At 43.5% G+C, this 17334-nt stretch carries 12 protein-coding genes and 1 CRISPR repeat array; of the genes, 7 read left to right on the top strand and 5 right to left on the bottom strand.

The genetic code is table 11. From position 1 onward, the window contains the following. Positions 1 to 94: 94 nt before the first annotated feature. Positions 95 to 1555 (bottom strand): Asp-tRNA(Asn)/Glu-tRNA(Gln) amidotransferase subunit GatA, encoded by a 1461-nt coding sequence (gene gatA / locus HWQ36_RS29740; RefSeq protein ID WP_292709530.1) that lies wholly within the window; start codon positions 1553 to 1555, stop codon positions 95 to 97. 388 nt (positions 1556 to 1943) lie between these two features. Here gatA and HWQ36_RS29735 point away from each other — a divergent pair, with 388 nt between their 5' ends. From HWQ36_RS29735 to HWQ36_RS29725, 3 genes are all read left to right on the top strand, one after another. Then, positions 1944 to 2120 carry a hypothetical protein gene (locus HWQ36_RS29735; protein WP_159402606.1) on the top strand — a complete coding sequence of 59 codons (177 nt, stop codon included), beginning with the start codon at positions 1944 to 1946 and terminating at the stop codon, positions 2118 to 2120. A gap of 467 nt (positions 2121 to 2587) precedes the next feature. After that, positions 2588 to 5503 (top strand): glycerol-3-phosphate acyltransferase, encoded by a 2916-nt coding sequence (locus HWQ36_RS29730; protein WP_292709529.1) that lies wholly within the window; start codon positions 2588 to 2590, stop codon positions 5501 to 5503. A gap of 256 nt (positions 5504 to 5759) precedes the next feature. Then, positions 5760 to 6035 (top strand): cupin domain-containing protein, encoded by a 276-nt coding sequence (locus HWQ36_RS29725; RefSeq protein WP_292709532.1) that lies wholly within the window; start codon positions 5760 to 5762, stop codon positions 6033 to 6035. 461 nt (positions 6036 to 6496) lie between these two features. Here HWQ36_RS29725 and HWQ36_RS29720 read toward each other — a convergent pair whose 3' ends face one another. Beyond that, positions 6497 to 6802 (bottom strand): hypothetical protein, encoded by a 306-nt coding sequence (locus HWQ36_RS29720; RefSeq protein WP_292709528.1) that lies wholly within the window; start codon positions 6800 to 6802, stop codon positions 6497 to 6499. A gap of 271 nt (positions 6803 to 7073) precedes the next feature. Further along, positions 7074 to 7493 carry a hypothetical protein gene (locus tag HWQ36_RS29715; RefSeq protein WP_292709527.1) on the bottom strand — a complete coding sequence of 140 codons (420 nt, stop codon included), beginning with the start codon at positions 7491 to 7493 and terminating at the stop codon, positions 7074 to 7076. A gap of 382 nt (positions 7494 to 7875) precedes the next feature. On the opposite strand from HWQ36_RS29715, the gene aroA reads away from it, so the two are divergent. Then, positions 7876 to 9156: a 3-phosphoshikimate 1-carboxyvinyltransferase gene (gene aroA, locus HWQ36_RS29710; protein ID WP_292709526.1), complete on the top strand. Its 1281-nt coding sequence runs from the start codon at positions 7876 to 7878 to the stop codon at positions 9154 to 9156. Between the two features lie 274 nt (positions 9157 to 9430). Beyond that, positions 9431 to 10474: direct repeats of the CRISPR family, unit length 37 nt; unit sequence GTTTCAATCCCTAATAGGGATTTTGATGAATTGCAAT. A 485-nt stretch (positions 10475 to 10959) separates the two neighbouring features. Further along, positions 10960 to 11793, top strand: a complete 834-nt coding sequence (locus tag HWQ36_RS29705) for a dienelactone hydrolase family protein (protein ID WP_292709531.1) — start codon at positions 10960 to 10962, stop codon at positions 11791 to 11793. 226 nt (positions 11794 to 12019) lie between these two features. On the opposite strand, the gene HWQ36_RS29700 is transcribed toward HWQ36_RS29705, so the two are convergent. Beyond that, complete coding sequence (locus HWQ36_RS29700; RefSeq protein ID WP_292709525.1) at positions 12020 to 15136, bottom strand: MFS transporter; 3117 nt, start codon at positions 15134 to 15136, stop codon at positions 12020 to 12022. A gap of 626 nt (positions 15137 to 15762) precedes the next feature. Between HWQ36_RS29700 and HWQ36_RS29695 the strand changes: the two genes are divergently transcribed. Together HWQ36_RS29695 and HWQ36_RS29690 are read left to right on the top strand one after the other, a co-directional pair. Next, positions 15763 to 15975, top strand: a complete 213-nt coding sequence (locus tag HWQ36_RS29695) for a high light inducible protein (protein WP_292709524.1) — start codon at positions 15763 to 15765, stop codon at positions 15973 to 15975. Positions 15976 to 16017: 42 nt separating this feature from the next. Continuing rightward, complete coding sequence (locus HWQ36_RS29690; protein ID WP_292709523.1) at positions 16018 to 16230, top strand: high light inducible protein; 213 nt, start codon at positions 16018 to 16020, stop codon at positions 16228 to 16230. Positions 16231 to 16335: 105 nt separating this feature from the next. On the opposite strand, the gene HWQ36_RS29685 is transcribed toward HWQ36_RS29690, so the two are convergent. Further along, positions 16336 to 16581, bottom strand: coding sequence for a hypothetical protein (locus HWQ36_RS29685; RefSeq protein WP_292709522.1), 246 nt, complete (start codon positions 16579 to 16581; stop codon positions 16336 to 16338). Positions 16582 to 17334 lie beyond the last annotated feature (753 nt).

Below are 17334 nucleotides of genomic sequence, written 5' to 3'. Positions count from 1 at the left end.
TGTAATTTTGTATTCTCTCCCTTGCCCCCTGCTCCCCTGCTCCCCTGCTTCTTCTTCATGCCCAATTCCCAATGACAAATGACAAATGACAAATTCAAGATATTTGCGGTTTACGCAGATGCCAAGTAGTAGATTGTTCATAAGCGTGGGCTACCTGAAACAATTGGTCTTCTCGCAGTACATTGCCAATTAGCTGTAATCCTATTGGTAAACCCCCCTCGTCAAAACCGCATGGCAAACTTAAACTAGGTAAACCAGCAAGATTTACAGGAATAGTCATCAAGTCAGTTAAATACATACTCAAGGGGTCAGTAGTTTTTTCCCCTGCTTTAAATGCTGTAGTCGGAGATGTGGGACAAACTAAGACATCAACCACGCGAAAAGCCTTTTCAAAGTCTTCCTTAATTAGGGTACGGACTTTTTGCGCTTTCAGGTAATAAGCATCGTAATAGCCAGCCGAAAGTGCGTAAGTGCCGATCATAATTCGGCGTTTGACTTCTGTACCAAAACCAGTGGCACGGGTGCGAGTGTACATCGATAGTAGATTATCGGCATCAGGAGCGCGGTAGCCATATTTAACGCCATCGTAACGAGCCAAGTTTGCTGACGCTTCGGATGGGGCGATAATGTAGTAGGTGGGTAAGCCATAACGAAAGCGGGGACAGGAAATTACATGAATCTCTGCTCCCAAACTTTGTAATACATCTACTGCTTTGGTAACAGCTTGTTCCACTACAGAGTCTAAACCTTCACCAAAAGTTTCTTTAATGATTCCAATTCTTAGCTGACCTCTGGGTTTGAAGTCTGGTTTTAAGCTAGCGGCGTAGTTAGGAATGGCAACTTTGAGGCTGGTAGAGTCTTTGGGATCGTGACCTGCGATCGCACTTAATAATATTGCCGCATCTTCCACTGTGTTTGCAAATGGCCCAATTTGATCCAAAGACGAAGCGTAAGCCACTAAACCATAACGGGAAACCAAACCATAAGTTGGTTTCATCCCCACCACACCGCAGAAAGATGCAGGTTGCCGAATTGAGCCACCAGTATCAGAACCGAGAGCAACTACACATTCTTGGGACGACACCGCCGCCGCAGAACCCCCCGAAGAACCACCTGGAACTCGTGACAAATCCCAAGGATTAGCCGTGACTTGGTAGGCAGAGTTTTCTGTGGAACTACCCATTGCAAACTCATCTAAGTTGGTTTTGCCTACCATTACCGCCCCAGCATCTGCCAGTTTTTGCGTCGCCGTTGATTCATAAGGTGGCACAAAATTCTCTAGAATTCGGGAGGCGCAAGTGGTAGGAATTCCCTTAGTACATAAATTGTCCTTAATCCCAACAGGAATGCCTGCTAGTAGCCCGATTTCTTCTCCGGCAGCAATTTTGGCATCCACAGTACTGGCCTGCTCTAATGCCCGTTCTGCGGTAACACATAAAAAGCTGTGCAATTTCGGCTCTAACGCTTGAATGCGCTCTAAAGCTTCTTGGGTAATTTCGACGGCAGAACGTTCTTTGTTAACCAGCTGTTGGTGCAACTCGCGGATGGATGCCATGATTGCTCTCTTTGTGACTCAAGTCATTGATTTTAGTACATATTGGGCGATATTGGGAATTGGGAATTGGGCATTGGGCATGGAGAAGAAGCAGGGGAGCAGGGAAGCAGGGGGCAAGGGAGAGAATACAAAATTACATCTTTCTCCTCTGCCCCCTGCCCCTCTGCCTCTCCCTCATCCCCCGGTTGGTGAGCGAAGTCGAACCACATCCCCCGGTTGGTGAGCGAAGTCGAACCACATCTCCCCACTCCCCACCATTGATAAATAAGACTGATACCTCTCAAGAAATAAGTAATTGTGGGGTTGGAAAAATTGCGAGGCTTAAACAAAATAATATTAGGAATTTAACATCATCCGTAAATAGAGGGACTACAATCAAAACGGACAAATGTTTCATGCTCCAACAAGAGAGGATTACAAAGCTATGTCCGACTTAAATCGAGGAATTATGAAATTTGAGGGTGCAGATTCCCCAAAAGTAGTCACTATCTCTACCGTGTTGCTTCTGGGATCGATCGCTGCTCTCATCATCTGGGCGCTGCAAGCTGCCTATGCGCTAAACTAAAACCATTAGTAGTCTAAAAGGACACTTGTCTTAAACGGGTTCCGTCGTAGCCAAGTGTCCATTCTGTAAGTAGTCATTGAAGAAGAATCCAGAATCCAGAATCCAGAATCCAGAATCCAGAATGCTTTTCTTTTGGGGATTCAAACCACTACCTAATCGTAGACCTCTAAAATCTATGATTTTGATGTTTTAAACCCCTAGTACAGCGCGGCGTAAATAAACCACCCATTCCAAATCAATGAAACCCTTACGGTACAGTAATTACGAATTACGAATTACGAATTACGAATTACGAATTACGCCCTGCGGTACTAGCCATACTCGAATCCATTCTGAATTCTGACTCCTGACTCCTGAATTCTTTCTATTAAAAGCGCCCTAATTACCATCAAAAATTTCAGAAAAACTTTAGATTTTAGATTTGAGGTTTTAGATGGAAAATTTAAATCTAAAATCCAAAATCCAGAATGTTTGAACCTTGGGGTGTCTTAGTTCTTTTAATTATCTGCCCCCTATTGGGCGGATTACCCCTGATTGCATGGATCGCTTACGCGCTTACGGGTAAGAAATTATCACAAGTTGGCACACGAAACGTTAGTGTATCAGCTGCCTTTTATCACGGCGGTAAGTTTGTCGGAATTCTGGCAGTCTTGTCAGAAGCTTTTAAAGGAGTTGCAGCAGTTTTCCTTAGCCGCGTTTTCTTCCCAGAAGGATCGTTTTGGGAATTGATAGCCCTTATCGCTCTGGTAATTGGTAGATACTGGATAGGCAGAGGAGCAGGTACGACAAATGTCGTCTGGGGATTTGTCGTACACGATCCATTTGTGGCAATATTTGTATCTTTCTTTGCAGGTATTAGCTTTACAATTCTGCAATCAAAAAAGGTTGTCAAGTTTGGGGTTTTGCTTCTCTTCCCTCTGTTTGTGGCAATTTTGCATATTAGCGATATCCCCAGAATGCTTGCTGCTGTAGTTTTAGCTGGTTTAATGGGATGGATCTATACAAAAATTCCTGATGATATGAACCTACCAGTTCAAGAGGCGCAAACAGAATCGCAAGCGATGTTGGAATTTTTACGGGGCGATGTCTACGACGGGCTACGCCAACGCGCGATGATTTCTTTAGATGAAGAATTGGATGCTGCCATTGTCGGAGAAAAGGCGGCTACATTATCCCAAATTAAACGCTGGGGCTATCCAGTCCCGAAAGGATGGGTACTAGCCCCAATCGACGATCCGAAAGTGTTGACAGAATTTCTCCAACCATCAGAATTATCTCCCTTGGTGGTGCGTTCCTCTGCCATTGGCGAAGACTCAGAACAGGCTTCTGCGGCTGGGCAGTATGAAACAGTTTTAAATGTTACTAGCCCAGAAGCATTACAGCAAGCGATCGCTCAAGTTCAAGCTTCTTACAATCATCCATCTGCTGTCCAATATCGGCGCGATCGCGGCTCAAATGATACAGCAATGGCTGTGTTAATTCAACAACAAGTCCAAAGTGTCTATTCTGGCGTTGCTTTCAGCCGCGATCCCATAACTCAGCAAGGTGATGCAATCATCATTGAAGCCCTTCCCGGCAGCCCGACGCAAATCGTTTCGGGAAAAGTCACACCAGAACAATATCGCGCTTTTGTCGTTGAAACAAAAAAATCTTCCTCTGTGCAATTAGAGGGTGAAGGACGAGTCCCGCAAGCATTAATCAAACAAGTTGCATATTTAGCTTACCGACTCGAAAAACGCTATCATGGCACTCCTCAAGATATTGAATGGAGTTACGACGGTCAAACGCTTTGGGTATTACAATCTCGACCAATCACCACTCTACTACCAATTTGGACACGCAAAATCGCTGCTGAAGTGATTCCTGGAGTCATTCACCCCTTAACATGGTCAATTAATCGTCCCTTAACTTGTGGAGTTTGGGGAGAATTTTTTACTCTAGTTTTGGGCGAACGCGCTTTGGGATTAGATTTTAATGAAACGGCAACTTTACACTATTCCAGAGCATATTTTAACGCATCCCTCTTAGGAAATATCTTTATCCGCATGGGATTGCCGCCGGAAAGTCTGGAATTTTTAACCAGAGGAGCGAAATTAAGTAAACCGTCCTTGCAATCAACCTGGGAGAATTTGCCAGGGCTAGGGAGGTTGCTGAAGCGGGAATTAAGTTTAGAAAAAGACTTCAAACAGGATTATCACCAACGGTTTATTCCTGGGTTGTCGCAATTGGCGCAAGAAAATGTAGATAATTTAGAACCAGCCAAGTTGCTAATCAGAATTGACTTTATTCTGGAGTTGCTGCGCCACGGGACATATTACAGCATTTTAGCTCCCTTAAGTGCTGCCCTGCGGCAGGCGATTTTTCGGGTAAAGGATGGCCAAATTGATAATAGCGTGACTCCAGAGGTGGCGGCATTGCGATCGCTCAGTGCAATAGCTACAGATGCCAAGCAAATATTGCTTGAGTTTGAGCCACAGCAGGTATTTGAGCAGTTAAAGCAAACCCCAGAGGGAGAAAAAATCCTCCAACAATTTGATGAATTGCTTCAGGATTACGGCTATTTAAGTGAAGTGGGAACTGATATCTCCGTTTCCACTTGGCGGGAGAATCCCCAGATGATTAAGCAGATGTTTGTGCAGTTAATGCAGGGGAACGAACCACGATCGGGCGCTAAAGACGCGATTAATAGTATCTTTGCTGGAAAGCGCAAACGTTCTTTTGTCCAACGGCGTGTGGATATTAAAGGGCGAGTTACCGAAGTTTATTCCCGGTTGTTAGCTGAATTGCGTTGGAGTTTTGTCGCTTTAGAGAAGATTTGGTTAAAGTCAGGCTTACTCCAGAACGCAGGAGATATCTTTTTTCTCAACTTTGATGAAGTGCGGCGTTTAGTTGTGGGTGAAGATTTTAGGTTAATTGAGAAGTTAGATAAGTTAGTGGAATCGAAGCGATCGCAATTCGTCCAAGATAGTGAGATCATTCAAGTGTCACTTTTAGTTTACGGCAATACACCTCCCCACCCTTTAGCTCCCTCAGCACTCTACTCTGACCAAACTTTACAAGGGATTGGAGCTAGTCACGGACAAGCTGAAGGCAGGGTAAAGGTGTTGCGAAATTTACAAGACGTGCCAGAGATTGACCGAGATACGATTCTGGTAGTGCCTTACACAGATTCCGGCTGGGCCCCTTTGTTATTAAGGGCTGGAGGATTAATTGCCGAAGTTGGTGGACGGCTTTCTCACGGTGCGATCGTGGCTCGGGAATATGGTATTCCTGCTGTAATGGATGTTCGGGGTGCTACATGGCTTTTGCAAGATGGTCAACGGGTAAGGATTGATGGCTCTAGGGGTATTGTGGAATTATCTAACGATTTAAGACCTGAATGATTACCAATTCTCTGAAAGACTTACCAGAAGAATCTGTCTCTCACAATCCCGAAATCAAGAAAAAGGTCAAAAGAGGCAGGGGAGCAGGGGGCAGGGGGCTGTTCTTGAGAGACTGAGACGGAGCTTGGACTCGCGGCTTGCGTCAAAGCGCCCTGGAAGGGCTGGGCTTCGTACCCATGCTCCCCCCTTCATTCCGCGCAGAGTGTTGGGCTTGCTCCCCCCGCTCCCTGCTCCCTTCCCCTCTGCTTCTTCGGTGATGCTACGCTTCGGCGATTTACCTCACCTAACTAACTTTTCTCAAGCACGTTTTGCTCCTGGACAAACCGCACCAGCACACGCGCATCAAGATATGTGCGAAGTATTCTTTGTGGAAGCTGGTTCAGGAGTAATTCATATTGATGGTACAGAATACCCTTTGCTTCCGGGAAATTGCGTAGCGATAGAAGTGGGGGAAGTACATAAAGTTGTCAATAGTGGCTCAACTGAGCTTGTTTTAACCTACTTTGGTTTGCGAGTAGAAAAATCAGCGTAATTACTTGGGCTACGGGCGCTCATGTTGCCATTGGTGTCAACTTAACGTGAAACCCTCGCAATGACGTTATATTAAGCCTACTCAATTACCAATTAAGTCGTCGGAACCCCACCCCGCTTTTGTCTAGCGACAAAATCTCCCCTCCCCGTTCACGGGGAGGGGATTAAGGGGAGCCAGTGCGGGAACAGGGGTCTTCCCCGCCGCAGGATGCGCGTAAAGCCAACTCTTAGAGACGCTGCGCGAACGGCATAGCTTCGCTTAACGCAAAGCGTCTCCAAGAGTTGCGCTGTAGTGGAGCATCTGGCGTGTGGGGTAAAACGCCTGTGGGATCAACATTCTGATATATGTTGGGTTGCGCTCCGCTCCACCCAACCTACGTCTAATGCACTATTTTAGACTTGCCACGACACTACTTAAGATTTACTTTATAAATAGTCTCTTAATGTATTGGGGCTTGTCTGCTAGCTAAAAAAATCTTTGTGAGCAGCGACTAGCATCTGAGCTTGTCTTAAAACGTTTCCGAATAAATAAATAGGAATCTGCCAAGCTGCAACAGTAACTTCTTTAACTATATCCTGTACACTAATTGCGATTAATTCATGCTCTGGCGGCTCTCCCTCAACTGTACCAGACCAAGTAAAAGCTAATAGAAAATCTTCATCTCCAGGCAAGGATGCAATTAAGCATTCTTCTGGTGTTGGCTGGCAAATAATCCCATATTCATTTGCAAGTTCTACAAGTCTTTGAAAGTTGTTTATGTTCGTCATTTGTCCTTTGGATGTAATTGAATTTCAGTTTTAGAAAAAATCATATTTTTGTCTCCATAACTCAACTTAGTTGCTCCATAGCATAAATTAAAAATTACGAATTATTAAGGAGTTATTGGAGTTGGATCGGGCTTAAGTCCAAAATCTTACCGCGATCGCTTGGTTGCATCAGCAACAATTGTTACTGTTTTAAAAAAATCTGAACTACCTACTTTTTTAGTTGGCTTTATTTACATACACCTCCCTTCATTACCATTTCAATATTGATGCCCTAACCTGACTCAGGTTGACGGAGTGCATTGAGAATTGCGTAGACACCTAGCGGCTTGTCGTCAGACATCGCTCTTGGCGGAACGGCTGTAAACCGAAGCAGAAAAAGATGCTCGTCAACATTAGACTGTTGGATCACCTTGGCATAGATATGTTCTTCTTCTGTAGCCAGTTCTGCTTCAATCAATAGCTTGAGTTTGAGATTACTCAATATTTCTAAAGAATCTAACGATCGCAATTGCGCCCCTTTTTGCGAGAGGCTAATCAATGCTCCCAGAAATACTTTGCCCACTGCATATTTTCCCTGTGAAATGGTGTATTTCACAGGTACTTCTTGATTGAGAATGATTATTTCTTCATCATCTTGAGGCAAGAATAAATTATATTTACCGCCAATGCCACGAATTTCACAAATTGTCACAGGGTGTCTCATCCCTTTGAGTTCTATTTGTAGTTGTCCAGCAATTGGGAGGTCAATATTGGCATCTTTAACAGGTATTTTCAGAAATTAAAATCTGTCCTCCCACTGTATAAGTATTCCCAAAAGCAAGATCAAATTTTTCACTCAACTACGAACTATTGGGAATTGGGAATTGGGCATGGAGAAGAAGCAGGGGAGCAGGGGGCAAGGGAGAGAATACAAAATTACATCTTTCTCCTCTGCACCCTTCCCCCTGCCCCTCTGCCTCTCCCTCATCTCCCGGTTGGTGAGCGAAGTCGAACCACATCCCCCTCACTCCCCCTTTTGGTCACAATATGAGAATATATAAAGTTGTAGCTAACCGCCTACGTAGAGGTTTAACGTGGATACCATTGCAATTCCTGCTCTAAGTCGGCCAGTGGATGCCACGGTAGAAATTCCCGGTTCTAAAAGTCTTACCAATCGGGCGTTGCTTGTCGCTGCTTTGGCACAAGGTGACTCCATTTTAGAAAATGCCTTATTTAGTGAAGACAGCGAGTATTTTGTCAAATGCGTTGAGCAATTAGGTATTCCCATTACTTTGAATCCTCATCAGGCACTAATCCAAGTGGCAGGAAGAGGAGGTGATATTCCAGCTAAACAGGCAGATTTATTTGTGGGTTTGGCAGGTACAGCAGCACGGTTTATCTCGGCGTTGGTGGCACTGGGTAACGGTGAATATCGTCTAGATGGCGTTCCCCGAATGCGAGAACGACCGATGGGTGATATGCTGACGGTGCTGCAAACGGGTGGAGCAACCGTTAACTTTGAGGGAAACTCCGGCTTTATGCCGTACACCATCTATAGCCAAGGATTCGCTGGCGGAAATTTTCGTTTAAAAGCTAACCAAACAAGTCAGCAACTTTCGGCATTGCTGATGATTGCGCCTTATGCTCAACAAGATACGAGTATTGAGGTTGAGGGGACATTAGTTTCTCAATCTTACGTCAAAATGACCTGTCGTTTGATGGCAGATTTTGGCGTTGAGGTGAATCAAATCGGCGATAATCAATTTCAAATTAAAGCGGGTCAACGTTACCAAGCTCGACATTATACAGTAGAACCAGATGCGTCAAATGCTTCTTACTTTTTTGCTGCCGCCGCCGTCACGGGGGGACGGGTGCGCGTCAAACATTTGACCAAACAATCGTGTCAGGGTGATATTCTGTGGCTGAATGTTTTAGAACAGATGGGTTGCCAAATTAAGGATGCAGATGATTACACCGAAGTGACGGGGCCGAAGCAATTGCAAGGCATCGACATTGATATGAATGATATATCAGATTTGGTGCAAACATTAGCTGCGATCGCGCCCTTTGCCAGTTCACCGATTACCATTCGTAACGTGGAACATATTCGATATAAGGAAACCGACCGGATTCAAGCTGTTGTCACAGAGTTGCGTCGGCTAGGAGTTAAGGTTGAAGAATTTCCAGATAGACTTAAGATTGAGCCTGGCCCCATTACCCCAGCAGCAATTGAAACCTATCACGATCATCGAATGGCGATGGCTTTTGCTGTCACTGGCTTGAAGGTTCCAGGAATTGTAATTAATGATCCTGGTTGTACAGCAAAAACTTTTCCAGATTACTTTACCAGATTCTTTCAAATGTTAGAACAGTAAGACATTGAGTAGTATTCTCATAGCAACTGTTTTCACCTTCATGTTTGATATTAGTAGTGGTTTTCGTTTGGATGCAATACAGTTTGACCTCTCTCCAAACCTCTCTCCTAAGAGGAGAGAGGCTTTGAATCTTACTCCCCTTCCCTTGTAGGGAAGAGGCTGGGGGTTAGGTCTGTATTGCACTCAACTGAGAACCGCTATAGTAGTGGGTGAAGGCATTATTTGATATCCGCCAAATCGCTTATAATAAGCAGTTTGTAGCCAGAACTGAAGTCCCCACTATAAACTGCAAGATTTTGATGAATTGCAATTTCCCTGCTTGTGGGCTATCAAAGCAAGATTGGGATGTTTCAATCCCTAATAGGGATTTTGATGAATTGCAATTGGGGAATGGATGCAATGGCAAATGCTGATGATTGGTTTCAATCCCTAATAGGGATTTTGATGAATTGCAATCAATTGCTCGAATATTCCAGCTTGATAAGATTCTAAGTTTCAATCCCTAATAGGGATTTTGATGAATTGCAATCTTCGGCGGGAATTCCCGGTGGGGTGCGATGCCGAGTTTCAATCCCTAATAGGGATTTTGATGAATTGCAATTTCAACTTTTGGCTCTACTTTAACTTCTTCAATGTTTCAATCCCTAATAGGGATTTTGATGAATTGCAATCTTTGCTATTGATCTCTCCATGAGATACAAAGAAAGGTTTCAATCCCTAATAGGGATTTTGATGAATTGCAATCTGGTGGTGAGGATTTAAGCACTTCTTCAGTTTTGTTTCAATCCCTAATAGGGATTTTGATGAATTGCAATTTCAGTTTCCTCTAAGTCTTCTACAATACTAATTAGTTTCAATCCCTAATAGGGATTTTGATGAATTGCAATTGTAATTATATTCTGCTCCAGGAAGAAGAGAAGCTGCGTTTCAATCCCTAATAGGGATTTTGATGAATTGCAATTGTTACTCAAGGGAGCAGGAGGAGCACTAAAAGGGTTTCAATCCCTAATAGGGATTTTGATGAATTGCAATATTCTGCTACTCACTCTTGGTTCAATTTTAAGATCCCGTTTCAATCCCTAATAGGGATTTTGATGAATTGCAATTTAAAATACTCACGGTCGCCATCAGCAGCGCGATAGTTTCAATCCCTAATAGGGATTTTGATGAATTGCAATCTAAAGATGTCTGCAAGCAAACGCAGACATCCCTGTTTCAATCCCTAATAGGGATTTTGATGAATTGCAATAAAATTGGGACGCTATGGTAAAGAGATTTTTTGTTTCAATCCCTAATAGGGATTTTGATGAATTGCAATAGCGGGAGCCTGAAACCCAAGCTGTATTTAGTTTTCAAGGTACAGTTGCGCGATTCAAGAGCAATCATAGCATTACAGAATTCGTTTGAAAAGAGTGCCAGAAAATTTAAAGCCTGAAATCGTGTTTTGATAAGCATTTCAGAGATTGCGCGGATTAGGATTACGCGATCAATGGGTTGAAAGCCTTACTGTACTTTGAATAGAAGCACTTTTTTGGGATTGTAGGATTTGTACACCTACCCTTCCGCGCATTTGAGATATGGGAACCTAGCCAGAAGGGAACTCAGTACAGAAAAATGTTTAGTCCAGTGGCTTTCTTTGCCAATACAGGCGGCTTTTCTCTGACAAAAGCCACGCCGAAAGAACATTTGGACAGCAAACGAATCTAATATTACGGTAAACTGATCGATAAATTGTAATATTTGTTGTCGTACTACTCTATTGATAACCAACAATAAAGTTTCCGCCAATTTAAGGTAGAGATGATGAAAGAAATAACACGCCGCAAATTTATCGCAACAAGCACCTTGGCGACGGGTTTTGCCTTGGCAGTGCAACCCATTTCTGCTCAAGTTACCACTACCAATGCTAAGGGGTTGGTAGCTGGTGCGGTGAAAATTCCTGTCAAAGATGGCGAAATTCCTGCCTACAGAGCAGCACCCGCCACTGGTGAAAATTTCCCAATTGTCTTGGTAATCCAAGAAATCTTTGGTGTACACGAGCATATTCAAGATGTTACTCGTCGCTTTGCTCAGTTGGGATACTTGGCGATCGCACCGGAATTATTTATCCGTCAAGGCGATGTCACTAAGTTAAGTAGTATAGACGAAATTCGCCCAATTGTTGCCAAAGTACCAGATTCTCAAGTGTTATCCGATCTCGATGCGACGGTAAAATGGGCGGTGAAATCAGCTAAAGGCAATGCCGATAAATTGGCCATTACAGGTTTCTGCTGGGGTGGCCGCATTGCCTGGTTGTATGCGGCACACAATCCCAAGGTAAAGGCAGGTGTAGCATGGTATGGGCGACTCGTGGGCGATGCTACCGAACTTCAGCCCAAGTATCCAATTGATATTGCGTCGGCGTTGACAGTCCCGGTTCTCGGACTCTACGGTGGCAAAGATACGGGTATTCCTCTTGATACAGTAGAAAAAATGCGCGATCGCTTAAAGTCTAGCAGCAGCAAATCTGAAATCATCGTCTACCCCGATGCACCCCACGCTTTTTTTGCCGATTATCGCCCTTCCTACCGCGAAAAAGAAGCTAAAGAAGGTTGGAAACGTCTTTTGGCTTGGTTTAAGAAGTATGGCGTTTCATAAGCTGTTATGTCATTGGTCATTGGTTTTTAACAAAGGATGAAGCAATACACTTGAGTTAAACATTTCTTTCTTCTCTTTGCGTCCTTGGCGTCCTTGGCGGTTCGTTAAAAAAATTGACTTTGGCAAAGAGTTTCAGCCTTAACTGAACTGTATTGAAGGACAAATGACAAATAGAAAAGCCTCCCATATCGGAAGGCTTAAAAGTGAGCGGAGAAAACTTGTGAAACTACGGCCTTGCAGCCAGCGCTCCTCCTAATGCAGAGAAAACGGCTGAGACGGATGCGGTGGCAAACAGCCACCACGCTGCTGTAGCTGCGGCTTTGCGGGTTTCTTCAGCTTGTCGCTGTGCTTGATGCTTCACCTGTTCTAGACGGCGTTGGGCTTCTTGTTGTATGCGTTCTGCACGTTGCAATACTGTGTTGCGGGCCCGTTCAATTTGGTCGATGATCCGGTTGGCATCTTCCTCAGAGATGTCCTCACGAGAACTCATAATTGCCACTAAGGTATCACGATCAAAAGAAGATAGGCGATCGCGCAGGGCATCAAATCCCGCTTGAGGATCGTCAAAAAATGTGCGGACATCGTGTTTGATACTATCGTAATTGAGTTCCGGGCGATCCAGGGAGTTAAGATAGTTGCGGATGCGGGCAAAAACTCCATCAATTGCATCTTGAATGCCTCGTTGGATATTCCGCACTTGTTCTACAAATTGATCCCTGACGGATACAATGTTATCGGCAATCCGCGCTGCTTCTTCATCAGACATATCTTCCCGAATTTTCAGCAGGGCGATGATGGTAGAACGGTCAAAATGGGAAAGGCGATCGCTAAAACTTTCTACCCCAACTCGCGGATCGTGCAATAGTAGTTGCAGGTCGCGTTTGATCCCTTCAGGATTGAGTTCTTCTTTACCAGTTTGGCGCAGATACTCTTCTAGATAAGCTTTGAATGTTTCTGCTCTTTGCTGTGTGCGGGTAGCTAAACGACGAGGCGCACGGACAAAGTTACGAATCGAAGTTTGTGTGGAATCAATGATTTCATTGACTTGTTGTTCGCTCAAATCTTGGCGTTGACTGAGCAATTTCACCAGCGTATCTCGGTCTAGCTGCGACAACCGCCGACGTAGTGCAACGGCTCCCTCTTTGGGATTTTCAAACAATTTGGTTAAATCTCGCTGAATCCCCTCAGGATTCAGTTCTTGTTTCCCAGTATTCCGCAGATAATCTGCGATCGTGGTAGTAACAGAGTCGTATTGCTCTTTGGCTTTATCCACTACAGCTTGGGGTGTGTGGCGAATACTATGCCACGACTCCTCAGCCGCATTGATGGTTTGATTGACTTGATCTTCACTTAAATCTTGGCGCTGACTCAACAATTGCACTAAGGTATCGCGGTCAAAGCGAGACAACCGCGCCCGAATTGAGGTAATTCCAGCTTGAGGATCTTCTAATAGCTTTTTGAACTCCGCGCGGATGGCATCAGGATTCAGTTCTGATTTCCCGGTGTTACGCAGATATGATTCTACATTCAACCACAGGGTTTCTGCTTGATATTGTGCCTGTTCAGCTAATCCTTTGGATTCTACCAAGACGCGATCGCGTTGTTTTTCCAATTCATCCAAAATACCGTCTACTTCATATAGCTGCACATCATTCCGTTCCAGCAATATCTCCCGGATTTCTTGACGTTCAATGTGCGCCAGTCGCAATGTCAGAGTTTCATAATCTGCATCTGGGTCTTGCAACAGGGGTTTAAAATTCTGCTCAATGCCTTCAGGTGTCAAATCTGTTTTCGGGGTAACTAGCAGATAACTTTCTACTGCGCGTTGCAAGTCTTGGACTATCTCTCTTTCTTCGACACCCGTAACTGTCACCAGCACATCTTTGCGGACAATTTCTAGCTGATTTGCAATGCGCTGAATTTGGGCTTGGGTAAGCAGTCCCCGTTGTTGGAGAATTTTGACGAAATCGTTACGTGATAATTTTTCTAGTTCCCTGCGGACTATTCCAGGGTCAGCTGCTGGGTCATAAATGACATCACGAAATTCTTGAGCGATTTTTTCCTGGCTTAGTTGCCAAGCATAAGTGTTGTGCAGATAGTTTTCGACATCAGATCGAATTGGGCTATAGGGTTGTGATGGTGTTGGCAAACCTAGCTTATCTGCTTGTTGGGTGACTTTATCTTTGGCAGTGGTAAGGCTACCCAAGATTTTTTCCACATCCAAATCAGATAAATCTGCCCGTCCCAACACAACAGCAGTTAAGGCGGATAGTCCTTGCTGGATTGTACTTTGAATTGGCCCAGAAGCTGCCTTTTGCTCAGATTCTTTGGAACCACCTTTTTCTGCTAATAATCGATCCAGCTTGGCGTTGAGTTCATCTGTCTTACCTTGTCCTGCTGGAAGTGATTTCAGATAATCCATTAATTCACCCATCCGGTCTTCGGTGGGTGAATGCTGACTTACTACTTGTTGCCAAACTTTATATAAAGTATCAGCAATGCGGCTAACGTCTTTTTTGGAAAGATCGGTGCGGCTGCTGACTAACTCAATAAATTTTTGGCGATCAATGTTGCGAATATCTGGAGTCCCGGCGATCGCTTTTAATTGGGGATCGTTGAGTAAATTTTCAAAATCACTCCGAATTTTCGACACATCCAACTCTGGGGGACGTAGCTTCTCTAAATAATCTTCTATGTTCTCTCGAATACTTCCAGGGTCGATGCCGCTTCCTAGTTCCCGACGGACGGCGGCGGCGGCGGCTTCAGCTGTGGCTATAACTTGATTATTGACAGCTTTCGCGCCTAGTGCGGCTGTCGCTGTGCCCATAATCGCCTGAAAACCCGAAGTTGCTGTATTGACCACTGAGCCAATTAAGGAACCCACAGTAGTGGAACTGACCCAAACAAGGAGTAAAAAGTAAGCACCCCAAATTACCAAACCGAGAATTGCTCCCAATCCGGGATCTAAGATTACAAGGCTCAATTTTACTGCCAGGAAACAGGCAATTAACAAAGCGATCGTCACAGTGACTAACGTCCAAATCCCGACTGCTGTGCCGATTTTGCGAATGCTGCCGCCCAAACTTCCCACTTCCCCAGAATCTGAATCCGAGTCAGATGAGTGCCCCAGATAGGAAATACCGGCTGCAAGGGAGAGATTAGTTAGAACTAATTGGAAAGCAAAAGCTAGGATCACGCCGGATATTAAAGCCACAAAAAAGCGTGGCCCAGAAGTGAGAACCGATGCCTGCGCTGGCGTGATGTTTGAGGGATCTACTTGAGCTTGTGCTAACCACAATAGTGGTTTGTAGAGTCCCAGCATGATTTCCGTACTTTGGAACATTGTATTTCCTTCTACTAAGTTTAAAATTGGGGAATTAAGATTTTCTTGAGAAGCAACTCTTAGTATTTTTGTCTGTATCTATGGCAATACCTAACTCTTTAGTTCAGAATCGTAGAATTTGACTCTTTAAAGCATCTCTCCAAAGGCTGAAAACTCTATCCAGCGAAAGATATAACTTTTATTATCTAACGGTAAAAATAGTTAAAATTTTGGTTAACTATTAGCTGTTAAGTTCTTAATTTTAACCACTTAATCACAATGATTGATTTTGCTAAAGTTATAGTTTCATTACTAGAAATTTACATTTATTTATAATTAGATGATTATCACCCTCTCAGGGTGGATTTGTGTGCATCAATATGTTGTGATTATCTTTCACAAGAACTGCCTGTAGGTTGTGCCTATAGGCAGAAAGCAATCTAGTTATAAATAGCTACATTAAAGTTAACAAATGAATTGTTGAAGACACTAAGATGGCAACTCTTTATTCTAGAGATTTGCCAATAGCTGCAACAAAATAATTTGATTTGGAATTTACTCTGTTATAGTGTCCAGCGCGATGTTTTACATCTGATTGGCTACTAGAAATTAAACATCTAAAAAGCTAAGGAATTTTGGAGAAACAAATGGCAACTCAAGAAACTCGGTCTTCTACTGATTTACCAGCTGTTGCACCAGAATACAACGGTGTAGATCGCAATGCTTTTCTGTTTGGCTTTACTCCTCAAGCCGAAATTTGGAATGGTCGTTTGGCAGCAATTGGTTTTCTCGCGTATTTGCTTTGGGATTTAGCTGGTTATAGCGTCCTGCGCGACGTACTTCACTTAATTGGCTACTAAAGATTGAATCTTTGAAATTTACCGGATATTGGAGAAAAGATCATGGAATCTAGAGAAAATCGTCCTTCTACCGATTTACCAACTGTTCCTAAAGCTTATAACGGTGTAGATCGCAATGCTTTTTTGTTTGGTTTCACTCCTCAAGCTGAAATCTGGAATGGTCGGTTGGCAGCAATTGGTTTTCTTGCCTATTTGCTTTGGGATTTAGCTGGCTATAGTGTCTTACGCGACGTATTGCACTTAATTAGCTATTAGTAGCCACAGCCATATATAGGGTTCCGATGAATTAAGGGATGATTCTTGTGGGGTGGGCATCCTGCCCGCCCAGAAATACAAGGAACGGGCAAGATGCCATAGGTGTCAAGTTAAAGCTTCAGCCCAGATGTCAAGCGACCTTGCAGCGTTGCGTCGATGTCGCGGGCGAACAGCTTTGACAAGCCCCATAGAACGCTGATGCTCAACCAACCAAGGAATAAGTTGTAGTTGTGAATTGTGCAAGAGTGCGCGATGGAAAAAATACAAACTGCGAAAGACCATTTCCACCGAAATACGTTCTAAGGGCTGCTGCAAAGGGACAGCGACATCCGCACACAAATCATTGAGCATAGCTCAAATCAACATCCTTGTGTTGAGTTTAACTATTGAGCTTTAACCACTTGACAAGATTCTATTTTTCTTAACTTGACACCAATGGCTTTTCGGCCCACCCCACAAGATTGGATAATTTATTTCTTGTCAGTCCCTAATGGCGATCGCTCCCTGTCGCCTGTAATGTAATTATTTAACCTTAAAAATCCCTTAGAGACTATTTAAGTAGGATGTGTTATGGCTTTAGTCTAACGCACAGTTTTACAGCAGATTGCAGGTTCATGAAGTACAGTAGCAGTGATTTCGCCAATAAGCTGTTCCGCATTTAATTTGTATAATTTGTTTTGCTCCAGCTAAACATTGCTCAGGTAGAGGTTCCCAGCGCAATTGTCACAAGGAGTAAATCAATTATTCCAATAATTTGATGTTAACTTTACAAAGATCAGAGAATAGTGAAATTTTATTCAAGAATAAATTTTAAACTTGCGTAAAAGAACATAGAAACAGTACATTGGTTAAAAGATGGAGTCCGAAATTGTACTGAATCATTTGCATTCTATATCTGATTTATTTGTGTGAATAAATGTTTTAAATCCCTTGTAAATATCCTATAGAATTTAGTGGTGGCAGGGTTTTGAGTTATATGCTATCACTTACTCTAATCAGTAAATGATGAATACTTTAGTAATACTATATGCTATTTTTTACACCACATATAATGTAATTGTTTAGCGATCCCACTGACTAATTTAAAGCAATGTAAGACTTTAT

The organism is Nostoc sp. NMS2 (assembly GCF_017115105.1).
Classification (GTDB): domain Bacteria; phylum Cyanobacteriota; class Cyanobacteriia; order Cyanobacteriales; family Nostocaceae; genus Nostoc.
Note: the sequence above shows the minus strand (reverse complement) of the source record. Positions and strands in the feature narration are given on the sequence as shown.

Bases quoted from the DNA above. Each gene is read 5' to 3' on its own strand.
- HWQ36_RS29735 (WP_159402606.1), top strand. From the start codon at position 1,944: ATGTTTCATGCTCCAACAAGAGAGGATTACAAAGCTATGTCCGACTTA.
- HWQ36_RS29700 (WP_292709525.1), bottom strand. From the start codon at position 15,136: ATGTTCCAAAGTACGGAAATCATGCTGGGACTCTACAAACCACTATTG.
- HWQ36_RS29690 (WP_292709523.1), top strand. From the start codon at position 16,018: ATGGAATCTAGAGAAAATCGTCCTTCTACCGATTTACCAACTGTTCCT.
- HWQ36_RS29730 (WP_292709529.1), top strand. From the start codon at position 2,588: ATGTTTGAACCTTGGGGTGTCTTAGTTCTTTTAATTATCTGCCCCCTA.
- HWQ36_RS29705 (WP_292709531.1), top strand. From the start codon at position 10,960: ATGAAAGAAATAACACGCCGCAAATTTATCGCAACAAGCACCTTGGCG.
- HWQ36_RS29695 (WP_292709524.1), top strand. From the start codon at position 15,763: ATGGCAACTCAAGAAACTCGGTCTTCTACTGATTTACCAGCTGTTGCA.
- gatA (WP_292709530.1), bottom strand. From the start codon at position 1,555: ATGGCATCCATCCGCGAGTTGCACCAACAGCTGGTTAACAAAGAACGT.
- HWQ36_RS29720 (WP_292709528.1), bottom strand. From the start codon at position 6,802: ATGACGAACATAAACAACTTTCAAAGACTTGTAGAACTTGCAAATGAA.
- HWQ36_RS29725 (WP_292709532.1), top strand. From the start codon at position 5,760: ATGCTACGCTTCGGCGATTTACCTCACCTAACTAACTTTTCTCAAGCA.
- HWQ36_RS29685 (WP_292709522.1), bottom strand. From the start codon at position 16,581: ATGCTCAATGATTTGTGTGCGGATGTCGCTGTCCCTTTGCAGCAGCCC.